Below are 14650 nucleotides of genomic sequence, written 5' to 3'. Positions count from 1 at the left end.
CGTTCAGCCTGGGCATCTGAGCTTGTGAGAGATGATGTTCTATTCTGTGGAACGATGAAATCTTTGAATGCTGCTGCAACAAAACCCGAGGAGGGCGGGGAAGTCGAATTCGGCTGGTCGGCACGAAGGTTGCGGACGATTTTGTTGGCTGGCTTTGGCGGCTTGCTGATTCTGATGGTCGCGGCCGGGTTGGGCGCACTTTACTCATTAGGCGAATTGCACCGGTTGCAGCAGCAGGTGGGGCGGCAGTTCCTGGCGCGCAGCCAGGCGATTTCCACCGTGGTTCTTTCGGTTCATGTCTACAACAATCGAGTTGAGCAATATCTGCTGAGCAGTCAGCCTGCGGAAACAGATCGGGCAGCGACAGATATGGCGAATCGTGTCGCAGAGATACATTCTGCGTTGCATGCTTATCCGCCGGATCGCGAGCCTGAAGAGCAACGCCTGCTCAACGAACTGGAAAAGCAGTTCGGGGAAGAAGACCATGCGCTTGCCTCGTTGGAAACATGGAATCCGCGGTCACAACCCGAGCGCGCACGGCGGTTCATCGTAGAGGAGATCGTTCCCCGCCGGCTGAGCATCTTGCAGATCTCGCAGCAGATCGCCCTGTTGAACCGGGAACGGCTGGACGCGGCCGACCGGGCATTGCTCGCCAGATCGGACCAATTGCAGAAGAAGCTGGGATGGATGCTGGCCCTGGCGCTGGGCGCAGGGCTGTTGCTATCGTTCGCCAGCATTGCATACATCCTGCGCCTCGAGCGGCAAGGACGCGAGCGATACCGCGAACTGGAAGAGAGCCGCCGGAATCTGCGCGAGCTCTCGGCGCGGCTGGTAGATGCACAGGAAGAAGAACGGCGGGCGATATCGCGGGAATTGCACGATGAAGTCGGGCAATCGCTGGGCGCGTTACTGGTGGATGTGGGGCGGCTATCGGCGATGGTGCCGTCGGAGAATGGAGCGATGCAGCAGCAAGTGCAGCGCATTCGATCAGTAGCCGAACAAACGGTAAAGACGGTGCGAGACATTGCCCTGCTGTTGCGTCCGTCGATGCTGGATGATCTTGGGTTAGTTCCCGCTCTGGAGTGGCAGGCGCGCGAAATGTCGCGACGGGGCGAGATGGAGGTGGAGGTCCATTCCGAGGGCGTTTCGGAAAAGCTCCCGGATGAATACAGGATCTGCATCTACCGTCTGGTCCAGGAAGCGCTGAACAATGCATCCCAGCATGCCGGCGCCAAAAATGCGACCGTGAACGTTCGACAAGCGAGAGATCGCATTGTGGTCGAAGTGAACGACAACGGCCGGGGCTTCGAGTCGGATCGGGTTCGGGGTATGGGCCTGGTGGGGATGGAGGAGCGCGTGAAGCGACTGAGGGGAAGCCTTACGATCGATTCGCAGCCGGGAAAGGGAACGTCGATGAAGGCAGACTTGCCGTTAGACCGGGAAGAGGTGCGCGCAGGGTATGAGGAGGATTCGCATCCTGCTGGCCGACGATCATAAGTTGATGCGTAGCGGCCTCAAACTTCTGATCGAGCAGCAGCAGGACATGACGGTGGTCGGCGAAGCTGACGACGGGCGGCAAGCGGTGGCGCTGGCAAAATCGCTCAAGCCGGATGTCGTCGTACTCGACATTGGGATGCCAAATCTCAACGGCATTGAGGCGGCACATCAGATTGCTCAGACGGACCCGGCTCCAGCGTTGGTGATGCTGAGCATGCACTCGGACGAGAGCTACGTGCTGCGGGCGCTGAAGGCGGGTGCGCGAGGCTATCTGCTGAAGGATTCCGCGGAATCGGAACTGATTCGCGCCGTGCACGCGGTTACGGAGGCAAAAAGCTTCTTCAGTCCGGCAGTCAGCAAGGTGCTGCTAGATGATTACATGCGCAAGCTGCAGCGGTCAGGGGTGGAAGACTCCTACGAACTGCTCACTCCACGGGAACGCGAGATTCTGCAACTGGTAGCGGAAGGGAAGTCCAATAAAGATGTAGCCAACCTGCTTAACCTGAGTGTGTACACCGTCGAAACGCATCGCGCGAACATCATGGAGAAGCTGAATCTGCGGGGAGTGCCGGAGCTGATCCTCTACGCGGTGCGGAAGGGGATCATTGCGTGAAGGGGCGCGTCCAGGAGCGTCTACGCCACTTCTCCCCCAGCCACATTACCTAGGCCCAGCCTACCCATTCACCGGGGGACGAAATCCCCACCTTTGGGGACTATCCATTCGCGGGATAGCGCGTCTGTATTCATGTATCAGCGATACCAACCTGGTGCAACCCCTCGGTCTTGATATGACCGTGCGCGGCCTGGCCTAAGCGGCCGCGAGAGGGTAGCCGGGCGACGCTTGCAAAGGAAGAAGCATGAATCAGATCCGCTCTTGGGTGAAATCCAAGCCAGGCGTGCTGGCTTTAGTTTTGGTTCTAAGCCTGGCCGGACTGGAAGCAGCCCGGGCCAGCCAAAAGCTCTTTAGCAATAACCCTCCCGCCACTTTGAAGCTGGCCGATCCCAACGAGGGGCTGAGCAAGACCAGCTTTGCTCCCGTGGTGAAGGCTGTGCTGCCGACGGTGGTTAACATTTCGTCCTCCAAAGTGGTGAAGACTCCGGCGCAGTCTTCGCAAATCCCCATGGACCCATTTTTCCGGCAGTTCTTCGGGGATGATTTCGGCGACCGGTTCAACATTCCGCGCGAGCGCCGCGAGAAGAGCCTGGGTTCGGGAGTGATTGTGAGCCCGGAAGGATATGTGCTCACGAATAACCACGTGGTTGATGGCGCAACCGATGTGCGAGTGACGCTGTCCGACAAGCGCGAAGTGAAAGCCAGGGTCGTGGGCACCGATCCCAAAACCGACGTTGCCGTGCTCAAGATCGACGACGGAAACAAATTGCCGGCGATCACGATCGGCGATTCCAGCAAAGTGCAAGTTGGCGATTATGCGCTAGCGGTGGGAAATCCTTTCGGAGTGGGGCAGACCGTCACCATGGGAATTATCAGTGCTACCGGACGCGGCGGCCTGGGAATTGAAGACTATGAAGACTTCATCCAGACCGATGCGCCGATCAACCCCGGCAATTCCGGCGGAGCACTGATCAATGATCGTGGGGAGCTGGTCGGAATCAATACCGCGATCCTGACGGGAGGCTCAGGCGGAAGTCAGGGCATTGGGTTCGCGGTGCCGATCAACCTGGCTCGCGAGGTGATGGATCAGATCCTAAAGAATGGAAAAGTGACGCGGGCATACCTGGGAATCGTGCCCCAGGATGTAACACCGCCAATCGCCAAAGCTTTCGGTGAAAAAGAAGCCAAGGGAGTTGTGATCAGCGATGTAAGCCCGGGAAGCCCGGCGCAAGAAGCAGGCCTGCAGCGTGGAGACATCCTTTTGTCTGTGAATGGCAAGCCGATCAGCGATAGCAATCAGCTGCGCATGGGAATTTCCATGATGCAGCCTGGATCAGAAGTAAACCTGCAAACCCTGCGGAACGGCAATGCGCGTGACGTGACCGTAAAACTCGCCGAGATGCCGACGCAGCAGGCGAAGGAGAACAGTCAAAATGGCGGCCTGGGAGGCGTGCTGGAAGGAGTGCAGGTTGCCAACCTTACTCCACGTACAGCGGAACAACTGGGACTGCCAGCGGAGACCAGGGGCGTGGTGGTGACGGATATCAGCCCGTCCAGTCCGGCAGCCGATTCCGGGCTCCGCAAAGGCGATGTGATTCAGGAGGTGAATCGCCAGTCTGTGAAGAACGTCTCCGAGTTCCAGGAGGCGGTGCGCAAGGCCGGCAAGGAACCTCTGTTGCTGGTGAACCGCCGCGGTACCACACTCTTCGTCGCGGCCTAACATCAGCTTAACCCTCTCGCTTCGCGGTCCCGGCTCTCTCAGGCTGGGACCGCGACGGGAGGCTTACCTCATCTGTTTGTCGCTGGCCGCCTGCCAAAATGAAAGTAAACGTCATGCTGCGAGGCAATCGCGATTCCGTCTTCGGTGGCGGGGGAGAAGTGCCAATTGCGCAGAGCTGCCAAAACCTTCTCTTCGATTCCATGTCCGAGAGCCTGCAAGACGCGAGTACGAATAACGTTGCCCTGAGCGTCGATGGTGACTTCGACGATGACATTGCCTTCGAGGTCAGCGGGCAGATCCGAGACCGCAACTACGGGGTCTGGAGCAATGACGGGCAAAGCGGGCCGAACGTCGTGGCCAGTGGTGGGACCATCGGTAAGTGAGCCGAAAGGCGTGCCGGCGGCCGTGGCGGCAGCGTCCGCAGTTTCGGGTGTGGGATTGTTCGACGGTGGCGCCAATGAGGCTTGATCAAGCTGCGTGTTCGGAAATTTGAGCCGGGCTGGCGGTCTGGTGCGGGGCATCGGGCTGGCTGCTATCTGGGGTGTTCCTTGGCGAGGGTAAATCAGCATTACAGCTGTGCCGTAGTTCCCAGCAAGGACGGATGATGGCGTTATGAAACGGACTGGCGCCGGTCGGAGAAACCATGCCAGAGCCAGGCAGTGCAGGGCCAGGGAGGCAGCCAGGCTGAGGCGGAGCCTTCGATTGCCGGCGGGCAGCAGCGGCGCGAACATGAGGAAACTCACCCCGAAACATGGTAACCCATCAGTGGCGGCAGCAGCCGGGGTTCTGTGCGATGAGAGATGAGCGCCGGGGGGATTGAGAGGGTACGGAGCTTTGTCGAGCCTGCGGCTCGACCGGAACGGACGGAAGGTCCGTTCCTACGTGACAATTGTGAACTGCGGATCCATGAGCTTGGATTCTCGCATAATTTCAGATGTTGCCCGGCGGTCAGTGCGCGTTCAGAGTTCGTCGAAGGAACGAATGGCCCGGTGATCTTGCGTTTCATCGGCCTCGGGGTTTCCGGGGCGGATTGACAGGGCAGTCTTGATTGCGGCCTGGCGGGCGGCATCTAACTCGGCGAGGGAGTCGGAGATGAAAAGAACTTCGGCGGGAGAGACTGCGAAGGCGGCGGCGATGGTGAGGTAACTCTGCATTTCGGTTTTGGGTCCGGTTCGTGTATCAAAGTAGCCATTAAGAAAAGGGCTGAGATCACCAGAGTTGGTGTGGGCGAAGAAGTTCTTTTGAGCTTCGACGCTTCCTGAGGAGTAAATGGCGATTTTCGACTGCTTGTGCCAGCGCTCCAACGCGGGCGCGACATCGGCGAAGACCATGCTCAGAAGTTCTCCCCGCTCGTATCCTTCGGCCCAGACCTTGCCTTGAAGCGACTTGAGGGCGGTGGATTTTCGATCGCGGTCCATCAGCCAGAATAAGTAGGCGATGCTGGATTGGATGGTGTTGTCGCGAAGTGCCGGACCTGTATGCTGCGGAATTTCAGGTGGAGCTGCTCCTGAAGCCAGCTCGCGCTGGTTCTCTTTAGCCAATAACTGAAGCTCGGATTGGATTTCAGGATGGTTCCAGTTGTGGGTTAGGAACTCCGGCAACCTGGCGCGCGCGTAGGGGAACAGGACGTCATACACAAAGCTGATCGGGGAGACGGTGCCTTCGATGTCGAGCAGGTAGAGCCTGGGCATGGATAACAAGCAATCAGCAACCAGCCGTCATGTTCACGAGGCAGCCAAATAAGTCGGCCCCAGGCAGACGGGTTCATACTGCTCGTCGATTCTGCTGTCGGTGTAGTGCGGAGTCCAGCCGGCTGGATCCTGGAAAAAGCGAATGGCGCGAATCTGGCGGTCGGAGCAGAGATTGAACCAATGGCGAGTGCCGCGGGGAACGCGGATCATGTCGCCGGGGACAACTTCAATGAAGACAACGTCGCCTTGCGGCGGGCTGATGTGGAACAGGCCGCGGCCGCTGATGATGAAGCGCACTTCATCTTCGTCGTGCCAATGCTCGCGATTGAAGCGGGCCAGCATGGCGTCGAGGCCGGGAGTTTGCGGATTGACGTCGATTACGTCGGCAGTTTTGTAACCGCCTTTTTGCTTGAGATCCTGGACTTCCTTTGAGTAGGCATTCAGAACCTCATCAGCCTGAGCGTCGGAGCGAACCCGGCTCAGGTCCCAGCGTTCATATTCGATTCCCAGTGCAGCGAGGTAATCGCGAACTTCCGATTCACGGGTGAGAGTCCGATTTTGGGCTGGTATTCCGAGTGTCGCCATTTGTCGCCTCAATTGCTCGACGAATTTACTCAGGCCCAGGAAATTGCATACGCCCTACGGCTTCGAAGAGGAACTCGAGGATTTCGACGTGACGCCTGGCCTCTGCCAGATCCTGACCCCAAATGTAAAGACCGTGCCTCCGTAATAGCATGCCATGAATTTTAGGGTTTTGCTGCAACTGGGTTTCGATCTGCTTTGAGAGCAGCGCGTAATCCTGCGAGTTCTCCAGGATGGGAACCCACTCGCGATATTCGTGGGTGGTCACGCCGGACAGGCCCTTGAGCATCTCGTAGCCCTCAATGGGTAGTCCGCCCTGCGGAGCGAACTGGTCTGAGAGGAGCGTGCTCCAGACGGAGTGGGTGTGGAGCACGGCGCCTGCGCCGAGTTGTTCGACGATCTTCAGGTGGAGAGCGGTTTCGGCGGAGGGACGTCCGGAGCCGCGCAGAACGTTGCCGCGACCGTCAATCTCAAGGAAGCTGGAAGCGGAGAGAGCGCCCTTATCCAAGCCGCTGGCGGTGATGGTCAAGCGTAAGGGCGATTCGGAAAGTCTGGCGCTGAAATTCCCACTGGTGCCGAGTACCCAGCCTCGGCGGTAGAACTCGCGGCCAATTTCGATGAGAGATGGAATCGGATCGGCAACCATCGAGGGGTCACGGAATTGGTTGTCGTTGGTCATTGGTGCGTAGTTCCCAGGTTAGCGCCGAAAAGCACGGCGCAAACCCGGATCGCCCAGCCGAAATTCACGTGCGAACCCTGGGCCCTGGGAGATGCTACAGGGTTTACTGTAGTTCGCTTTGACCACTTTGAGAGAAGAATCTTCTCGCCTAAGTCGCCCGAAAATATCTTCTCAAACTAGTTCCCAAGGCTATCGATAACAAACTGCGAGTGTGATGCCGCCGGTCTGCTTTGGCAAAGCGCGTGCTCTTCGTGCTGATTGCGTCGGCCGTAGAGGTGTAGTCGTGAGCCGCAAGGCGCGCTTCCTGTTGCTTCTCTTCATCGCTGTTGCTTTCTTTTCGCACACCAGCTTTGCACAGCAAGATATGCAATATGCGGTCAATCCGCAGCTAAGAAGTTCGCGGCTGATTGTGTGGACGATCCCCGAAACAATTTCCGGGCAGGGCTCTGGCCAGGCAGCACAGGACCAGCCCCCGGCGAGGCCACAGCAAGGGCAGACTTCGGGTTCGCAAGATCAAATGAACCAGGCGAACCAGACTTTTACCGGAACGATGGTCAGGGACGGTAACAGCTACGTCCTCAAGACGGCCGACAACGTCACTTATCAGCTCGACGACCAGGATAAAGCGAGCAAGTTTGAAGGAAAGACCGTAAAGGTGACGGGCAGCCTCGACTCCACTACCAACATCATTCACCTGCAGGCGATTGAACTGGGCGCGTAGGGACTCTCAGAAAACCTGCGGTGAGGTTAGGTGGAAAAAACTCAACGGTCGACTAAAGCTCTGGTTGCTATTCTGGGCATTCTCGTAATCCTCAGCCTGATCGCCTGTTATCTGTGGGTGCCTCGGACCGATACTGCGCCAAAGGCCCCAATCCAGACCGACAAGCTAACGTCGCCAGGAAAAGCTGCGTAAATCATTCCTGGTATTGGAAGTAGAATTCCTGGTCCAGCTCGCGCTGGATTTCTTCGCCAGCCTTCTCGACCTCGCGGCGGATTTCCTCGCTAGCCTTCTGCACGTCTTTTTGCGCCCGCAGCAGTTCCTTGTGCGCATTCTGTATTTCTTTGCGATGAGCCGCCATCTCGCGCTTCGCCTCTTGCTGGGCTTGCTCGATCTGCTGGCGGAGCTTGGGATCGTTCACTGCTCGATGGACTTGCTGCTGAGCCAGTTCGATCTGTTTGCGAATCTCCGGGCCGATCTCGGCGAGCTGTACCTGGAGATCTTCAAGCTGCGGGCTGAGATCGGCAGGTAACTCCACGGGAAACGAGCCGGCATCGCTGCGCTTCCGTTCCGGGGTGGTGAAGGAGACGCTCTGCTCGCGGCGATCGCGAATAATCCCAATACTGACCTTGGCCCCGGGCGTTTGTTGGCGCATCAGGCGACCCCAGTCGCTGGTGTCCTCCACGCGCTCTTTGCCGACGCGAATGATGACGTCGCCGGCGCGGAAGCCCGCGGCTTCGGCGGGACTTCCCTGTTCAACGGACCGCACCAGTACACCGTGCCCCTCTTTAGCTCCGAAATAATTGCCCAATTGCGGAGTCAAGTTCTCAACCATCAGGCCGTTGCGCCGCGTGTATTGCAGGACCTGGATGTTAGGGACGTCAAAATCCATCGCCGGCATCGGCGGAATCTCGACTCTGGGAATGTAGATAACGTGCCCTTCAGCGCGCTTGGCGCGATCCGCCAACTGCGCGCTGATGTTCATAGGTTGGCCGTCGCGGCTGATTCCCAGGTTCACGGTTCGTCCAGGTGGAGTTTCGCGGATCACGCGCTTCAGCTGCTCGACGCTTTCGACTTTCTGCCCGTTGAAACTGAGGATCACGTCGTGTTCTTTGAGCCCAGCCTTGCCGGCGGGAGCGTCCTGATCAACCATTAGGATTTCTACTCCGCCCTCTTCCCTCAGCTTCAGCGGGCCGACGCGATCCGAGGTTACGTCGCGCGTGTCGACGCCCAGGTAGGACCCGTGCGAACTCTCGCCGGAACGCGGCGGGACAGGAGGAACCGGAGGAACCGGGCGCACCGGAGCAACGGGGGCGACTGGGGCAGTGGGAGCCGTTGGAGGCGCCGGAGGCGTGGGTGCAGAGGGAGCCACCTGCGCCGACCCGATCGCCACCAGCAGAAGCAGAGCAAGGTACGTAAGCATGACCGATTTGCGCATTTACTTATCCTTCGATTTGATTCGCCCCTGCCTTGCACCTTCTATCGCTTGCGAAACTCAATGTTCCCTAAATTGGTCATGACTTTCAGCCCCGGTCCGCCTCCGTTGAGATTCCCCTCCGCGTACATCGTCTTGGGGCCGTACTCACCACCCTCGGAAGTGATCTTCAGCTCCGGAAAATCGGAGCGAATCTTGTGCCCGAAAGCAGTTTGAATCTGGGCATGCACCGACATGTTCACATTTGGCGCGATGTAAACGATGATGTCGCCGGCGGAAGTCTCCAGCACAGAATAGCCGGATGTGTTGTTGGCGATGAATTCCGCCGTAATCCTGCCCGCCCCTGTTTCCGCGCGAGCGCCCTGGGTCAGCTTCTCAAGTTCGATGCTGCCCCCACCGGTCTGTGCCTTGACGAATCCTTTCGCGCCAGAGAGCCGGATGCTGCCTCCGCCTGTTTCCATGGATACCGGGCCCGACACGTCTCCTACCCGGATGCTACCCCCGCCGGTTTGCGTCTTAGCGCCATCGCCGCGACAGGATTCCACTTCAATGTTGCCACCGCCGGTCTCCAGATCCACTCCCCCGGCGGAGCCAATGGAGATCGTCCCGCCGCCGCTGCTGGCCACCACCCTGCCCTTGGCGTTGCTGACGCGAATGGAGCCGCCACCGGTTTGCAGTCTCAATTCGCCGTTGGCCGTGCCTACATCGATTGCTCCACCTGCTGTTTCCGCATTGATGTTGCCGCCAATGTCGTCCAGCATGATTGCTCCGCCACTGGTTTCGCCTTCGAACCTTCCATTAATACCGCGCACGGTCATGGCGCCACCATTGGTATTGAGCTTGGTAACGTCGAGATTGCGCGGCACCTCGAATGCGAAATCAACGGAAAGCCGTCCGTGTGAATGCTCGGAACTACCTTCAAACAGAGCCGTATCCCCATGCTTGGTAGCGACAATGTGAAACTGCTCGAAACTGCGCCGGGCTGATTCTTCCGATGAGGTATTAGAGCGCTTGCGAATCGTATAGCGAATTTCGTTCTGACCACTGCTGCCCTGAACACGTACCGAGCCAATGTCAGTATTCACCCTGAGTATCCGGCTGGCCGGAATTGTGCCGGTCAGCTCTTCGACCCATGAATTTCCATCCCGATAAACCCGGGATCCCTGCGCCAGTCCTGGGAGCGCGGACAGCAAGACCGACGCCACCATCACCGCCGCGAATTGTGTTTTCTTCTTCAACGTTTTCTCCTAACTCCCCCTGAACTTGGCCCCCTTTTTAATTTCTTTCTTCCTGAGCCTTCTGCGAACCTAATCGTGCCCGACCTTCTCGGCGCGAGTCTCAACCCCTCAGCAAACAACCTTCTCTGCCACACTCCACGGTTCCTAATTCATCTCGGGAGCGGTAGCGAGCAGAGAACGCGACTGGCGCCGAATGTAATCATCCTTGTCATTGTTCGCCAGATACTCCAGCGCCTGCCGCACACTACCGTCGACCCGCACCGCCCTCAGCGTATTGAGCGCTTCCGTGCGCACACCACGATTGGAATCGTGCAACAGAGCCTCCAGGACGGCATCGCGGACGCCGACATCGTCCTTCACATACGGGGTCAAGGCTTCCAGCGCCTTTAGACGCACACCCACGTTGGTGTCGTAGCGCAACGCACCCTTCAGAGCTTCACGAATGGCGGCATCCTCCGGCTTTTTTGCCAACACGTCAACCGAGTCGATGCGGACGCCGGAATTCATATTGCTGTGAGCGGCGAACAGCAAGAGTTGCTGGATGCGGGGATCGTCGAGATTGCCCTCCGCCTTCTGCGGCACCAGGCTGTCATAGCGGATCTCGACCTTGTTGCTGCCGGGAATCGGGCTGACGTCGCGAATGCCGGCAATCGAAGCTTCTTGCGAAGGAACAACAGCGGAAGAATTCGAAGTCGGGGTAAAAACGTTGGTTGCGTTGCCCGCGTTGTTGGCATTGCCGCCGCGGGCGATTTGCCAGGTGGTGGCGATGCCACCGGCAAAGCCTGCCATCAGGATCATCGCAGCCAGCGCGGGCGAGAAGCGGACCTGGCGCAGCCAAGCGGTAGGGTCAAATACCCAGCGTCGCCAGCCGCGATCCTGCTCGGCTTGTTCCAGCGCTTCCTGCAAGCGCATGCGCGAGGCCGCCAGCAGGCTGGGGCTCGGCTCCAGCCGGGGCACGGCCGACATGGCAGCCTTGAAGCCTTGTGCGCTCTCCAGCTCACCGGCACAGCCCGAGCAACGGGCGCAATGCTGCTGCAGCTCATGACGGGCGTCATCGGTGAGCTCGTCGTAGATAAACAACGGGATATTCGCCTTCACCCAGTCGCAGTTCATGACTACTTCTTCCTCGCTTCTGTCATCGCATTTCAGCCAGCGAAGCCCGCAGCTTCTGCGTGGCCCGGAACAGCGTATTCTTCGCTGTTTCCTCGGTGGTGTTCAACATCTCGCCAATGGTTCGCAGCTTCAGTCCCTGATAGTGCTTAAGCTCGAAAACCATGCGCTCGCGCGCGGTAAGCCGGCCCAGCGCCTTGCTGATCTTCGCGCCTAGCTCGCGCCGCATCAGATCTCGCTCGGGATTATGAGTAGCGCGGCTGTCCGCCACCATGTCGAGCAGATCGTATTCCTCACCTTCGCGATCGACCACCGTCGGCGAGTCTTCTTTTCGCACTTGCCGTTTGCGCAGATGATCGAGACAAAGATTGGTTACGATGCGATAAATCCAGGTATAGAACGAGCACTCGAAGCGGAAATTGCCCACGCTTCGGTACGCCTTTAAGAAGGCTTCCTGATAAATATCCTGGGCATCGTCCGGAGAGCCAGTGAGGTGGAGGGCAAGCCGCAATACTGCGTGATCGTATTGCCGAATCAATTCTTCGAAGGCGGCGCGATTTCCTTGCTGCGCCTCGCGAATCAGAATCGCATCGTCTACGCGGCCTTGAGACTGTCCAACCATTCGTTCCCGTGACCAAACAGCCTGACCATTGGCAAGCTGTCCGCTGTTGTTGGTGCGCTGTTGATGGACATCGCCAACCGTGCACGCCACCCCGGCAAACCAAAGCCGGATTTGCTGGGGAACCCGAAACGCCATGATGTCGGCCGGCATAATTGCGTCTCACCTCCACTCCAAGCAGGTCGGTTTACCTGATCGGAGCCCCGGGCTGGTACGCGTTCCACCGGGAATGTTCGAACCTGCACTCCGAGCCTAACCTCAGGCTCACAACGACTTAGACGGGGTGAGGACAAGGACGTGAGCAATTTACGGAAGGATAAAAGGCGAGTTGGATGAGAATTTGCTAAAAGAAACAAAGTTTTGGTGTAACTACTTATTTTCTGGGCACTTGCAAATAGAAAAGCCTTTCCGGAATGGGAAAGCGAGGCAGGAGCCTGCCTGCCTCTGCCCCGGTTATTGTGCCGCCGCTTCCTCTTTGATCACCTGAACCCGGATCCTGGCAGTCACGTCCCTGAACAGGCGAATAGGAACAGTGAACTCACCAAGCGTCTTCAGTGGTTCATCAAGATGAATCTTGCGGCGATCGATGGTAAATCCCTTCTTCTCCAGCTCGGCCGCCAGGTCGGAAGAAGTCACCGATCCGAAGAGTTGGTCGTGCTCGCCTGAACGCCGGACGAGAGTCAGGGACAGCGGTTCCAATTGCTTCGCCAAGGCCTCAGCCTCAGCCTTGTCACGTTGCTGGCGGCGGACGGCCGCAGCCTTCATCTGTTCGATTACTTTCTTATTACCGGGCGTGGCCTCGATGGCGAGCTTCCGCGGAAGCAGATAGTTGCGCCCGTAGCCCTCGGTCACCTTGACAACTTCGCCTCGCGATCCGAGCTTGGGTACGTCTTCTTTCAGAATGACTTCCATCACATGACTCCGATCAGAATTTGGAAAAACTGCGCTCTTGATTTTGTATGCTCGTTACCGCGTAAGTGAACTGTCCGACAGCCGGAATATCTTCCTCTCCTGGCCGGCTATGGGCGGCTGCTAGCAAACGGCAACAGCGCGATATTGCGCGCCTGCTTGATGGCGCGACCTAGTCGCCGTTGATGCGGAGTACACACTCCACTCAGCCGGCGGGGCACAATCTTTCCGCTCTCCGCGATAAATTGACCGAGCAAGCGGTAGTCCTTGTAGTCGATGGCGTCGATCTTCTCGACGCAGAACTTGCACACCTTTTTGCGCCGGAAATACTTGCGCGGTTCGCGCGGGCCTCCGGCTCCTCCCCGACCCGGACCTCCGGGACGGCCTGTCCGCCCCGCATCTCCTTCGGCGGCGGGTCCAGTAGCAGAACGTGGTGTTTCGTCAGCCATTATTTCTCCTTTTTTCGCTTCCAGGTGCGGGCACTTCTACCCGTCACCGAATAATTCCCGGCGGAGCGATGAATCTCTGCTTACGTGGTGGCTGGTGCTGCCGGCGTGGCAGTTGGTTCACCAGCGGTGGCGACCGGAGCCTCGGCTCCCAGCGTCGCCGCGTGCGTTCCCTGTCCACGACGACGAGACTCACGAAGCTTCTTCATCTTCTCCAGGCGCTTGTGCTCTTCATCCACGCGCACAGTGATGAACTTAATCACCGGCTCGGTGACGCGCAGACGACGCTCCAACTCATGCACTACCTCGCCCTTGCCTTCCACGATGAAGAGGACGTAGATACCCTCATGAAAGCCGCGTACCAGATACGCCAGCCGCCGCTTGCCCATCTTTTCGATGTGCTTAACGGCGGCGCCTGCGCCCGTAGTATGGTTCTCCAGCGCGGAATTCAACTTTTCCAGATCCTCGTCGGCCATGTCAGGCCGGACGATAAACATCACTTCGTAAGTACGATTCATTACCATCTCCATTACAAATCTGTAGCAAAAATTCAAAAGACTCACTGTCGGTCGCCAGTACCACAAGATCCTTCGACTCGGACCTCGTCGTTATGCTCGGTCCTCGCTCAGGATGACAGAGTGCTACCCGAGTTCCGCATCGGGCTTGCGGTTGAAGCGGTTCATGGCCGCCTGAATTCCGTCGCCCAAAACCGACTCGGCTGCATCGGCAGCGGCCTCCAGGAGCTCATCCACGGCTTTATACTGCGACCGCTTGAACGGCGCGAGCACGTACCCGGCGCCATCCTTTACGGGATGATCGGGCGCGATCCCCAATCGGACTCTGGGCACTTCCTGCGTCCCCAGTGCGTTGATGATCGACACCATCCCATTGTGCCCGGCGGAACTGCCCCTGGTCCGAATCCGAACCGAACCGAATGGCAGATCCAGCTCGTCGTAGATCACCAGCAGATCGCTCTGCGGGTTGATCTCGTACTCCTGAACCAACTCGCGCACCGCCAAACCACTCAGGTTCATGTACGTTTCTGGCTTAGCGAGCAGCACTTCGTCGCAACCAACCTTCTTCCTTCCCGTAAGCGCACGGCATTGGCGGTTATCTACAGCGATGTTCCAGCGCTCTGCGAGCCGGTCCAGCGTGAGAAACCCGAGATTGTGGGCGGTGAACTGATATTGGATTCCCGGATTTCCAAGGCCAACGATCAGCTTCACGCCACCTTCTCGAACCACCGCTCAACGGCCAATAGCGGGCGGCTACTTCTTCTCTTTTTTCTCCGCCTTCTCCGGCTTCTCGGCCTTGGCTTCCTTGCCCTCGGCAGGCGCGGCACCCTCTTCGGCAGTTTCCTGCTTGCCCTTCTTGATGACCTCGGGCTCGGCAG

Annotated in this window: 16 protein-coding genes; 4 read left to right on the top strand and 12 right to left on the bottom strand. The window is 58.4% G+C overall.

The window, feature by feature from the left end; translation table 11 throughout:
* Window positions 1-63 precede the first annotated feature (63 nt).
* The 3 genes from VEG30_11770 to VEG30_11760 all read left to right on the top strand — a co-directional run bounded on the left by VEG30_11770 (window position 64) and on the right by VEG30_11760 (window position 3830).
* Window positions 64-1497, top strand: coding sequence for a sensor histidine kinase (locus VEG30_11770; protein HXZ80602.1), 1434 nt, complete (start codon window positions 64-66; stop codon window positions 1495-1497).
* Window positions 1460-2110 carry a response regulator transcription factor gene (locus VEG30_11765; GenBank protein ID HXZ80601.1) on the top strand — a complete coding sequence of 217 codons (651 nt, stop codon included), beginning with the start codon at window positions 1460-1462 and terminating at the stop codon, window positions 2108-2110. Before VEG30_11770 ends, VEG30_11765 begins: the two co-directional genes overlap by 38 nt.
* Before the next feature lie 244 nt (window positions 2111-2354).
* On the top strand, window positions 2355-3830 hold the full coding sequence (locus VEG30_11760) for a DegQ family serine endoprotease (GenBank protein ID HXZ80600.1): 1476 nt from the start codon (window positions 2355-2357) through the stop codon (window positions 3828-3830).
* A gap of 68 nt (window positions 3831-3898) precedes the next feature.
* Here VEG30_11760 and VEG30_11755 read toward each other — a convergent pair whose 3' ends face one another.
* The 4 genes from VEG30_11755 to mtnB all read right to left on the bottom strand — a co-directional run bounded on the left by VEG30_11755 (window position 3899) and on the right by mtnB (window position 6782).
* Window positions 3899-4351 carry a TonB family protein gene (locus VEG30_11755; GenBank protein ID HXZ80599.1) on the bottom strand — a complete coding sequence of 151 codons (453 nt, stop codon included), beginning with the start codon at window positions 4349-4351 and terminating at the stop codon, window positions 3899-3901.
* Window positions 4352-4789: 438 nt separating this feature from the next.
* Window positions 4790-5521: an acireductone synthase gene (mtnC, locus tag VEG30_11750; protein HXZ80598.1), complete on the bottom strand. Its 732-nt coding sequence runs from the start codon at window positions 5519-5521 to the stop codon at window positions 4790-4792.
* A gap of 33 nt (window positions 5522-5554) precedes the next feature.
* Complete coding sequence (locus tag VEG30_11745; GenBank protein HXZ80597.1) at window positions 5555-6106, bottom strand: cupin domain-containing protein; 552 nt, start codon at window positions 6104-6106, stop codon at window positions 5555-5557.
* A 25-nt stretch (window positions 6107-6131) separates the two neighbouring features.
* Window positions 6132-6782, bottom strand: a complete 651-nt coding sequence (gene mtnB / locus VEG30_11740) for a methylthioribulose 1-phosphate dehydratase (GenBank protein HXZ80596.1) — start codon at window positions 6780-6782, stop codon at window positions 6132-6134.
* 283 nt (window positions 6783-7065) lie between these two features.
* Between mtnB and VEG30_11735 the strand changes: the two genes are divergently transcribed.
* Window positions 7066-7503 (top strand): DUF5818 domain-containing protein, encoded by a 438-nt coding sequence (locus VEG30_11735; GenBank protein HXZ80595.1) that lies wholly within the window; start codon window positions 7066-7068, stop codon window positions 7501-7503.
* Between the two features lie 193 nt (window positions 7504-7696).
* Here the strand turns inward: VEG30_11735 and VEG30_11730 are convergent, their stop codons facing one another.
* The 8 genes from VEG30_11730 to pth all read right to left on the bottom strand — a co-directional run bounded on the left by VEG30_11730 (window position 7697) and on the right by pth (window position 14483).
* Window positions 7697-8938, bottom strand: coding sequence for a PDZ domain-containing protein (locus VEG30_11730; protein HXZ80594.1), 1242 nt, complete (start codon window positions 8936-8938; stop codon window positions 7697-7699).
* Between the two features lie 41 nt (window positions 8939-8979).
* Entirely contained in the window at window positions 8980-10173 is a 1194-nt protein-coding gene (locus VEG30_11725) for a hypothetical protein (protein HXZ80593.1), read from the bottom strand.
* Between the two features lie 144 nt (window positions 10174-10317).
* Window positions 10318-11286: a HEAT repeat domain-containing protein gene (locus VEG30_11720; protein ID HXZ80592.1), complete on the bottom strand. Its 969-nt coding sequence runs from the start codon at window positions 11284-11286 to the stop codon at window positions 10318-10320.
* Window positions 11287-11308: 22 nt separating this feature from the next.
* The gene (locus VEG30_11715) at window positions 11309-11905 is read right to left on the bottom strand and encodes a sigma-70 family RNA polymerase sigma factor (GenBank protein ID HXZ80591.1); all 597 of its coding nucleotides are present in this window, start codon (window positions 11903-11905) and stop codon (window positions 11309-11311) included.
* 450 nt (window positions 11906-12355) lie between these two features.
* Complete coding sequence (rplI, locus tag VEG30_11710; protein HXZ80590.1) at window positions 12356-12814, bottom strand: 50S ribosomal protein L9; 459 nt, start codon at window positions 12812-12814, stop codon at window positions 12356-12358.
* Between the two features lie 107 nt (window positions 12815-12921).
* The gene (rpsR, locus tag VEG30_11705) at window positions 12922-13260 is read right to left on the bottom strand and encodes a 30S ribosomal protein S18 (GenBank protein ID HXZ80589.1); all 339 of its coding nucleotides are present in this window, start codon (window positions 13258-13260) and stop codon (window positions 12922-12924) included.
* An 80-nt stretch (window positions 13261-13340) separates the two neighbouring features.
* Complete coding sequence (rpsF, locus tag VEG30_11700) at window positions 13341-13775, bottom strand: 30S ribosomal protein S6 (protein HXZ80588.1); 435 nt, start codon at window positions 13773-13775, stop codon at window positions 13341-13343.
* A gap of 123 nt (window positions 13776-13898) precedes the next feature.
* A complete protein-coding gene (pth, locus tag VEG30_11695; protein HXZ80587.1) occupies window positions 13899-14483 on the bottom strand; it encodes an aminoacyl-tRNA hydrolase in 585 nt (194 codons plus the stop codon).
* Window positions 14484-14650 lie beyond the last annotated feature (167 nt).

This window comes from Terriglobales bacterium (genome assembly GCA_035624455.1).
GTDB lineage: Bacteria > Acidobacteriota > Terriglobia > Terriglobales > Acidobacteriaceae > DASPRM01.
This window is presented reverse-complemented; position numbering and strand designations above follow the sequence as displayed.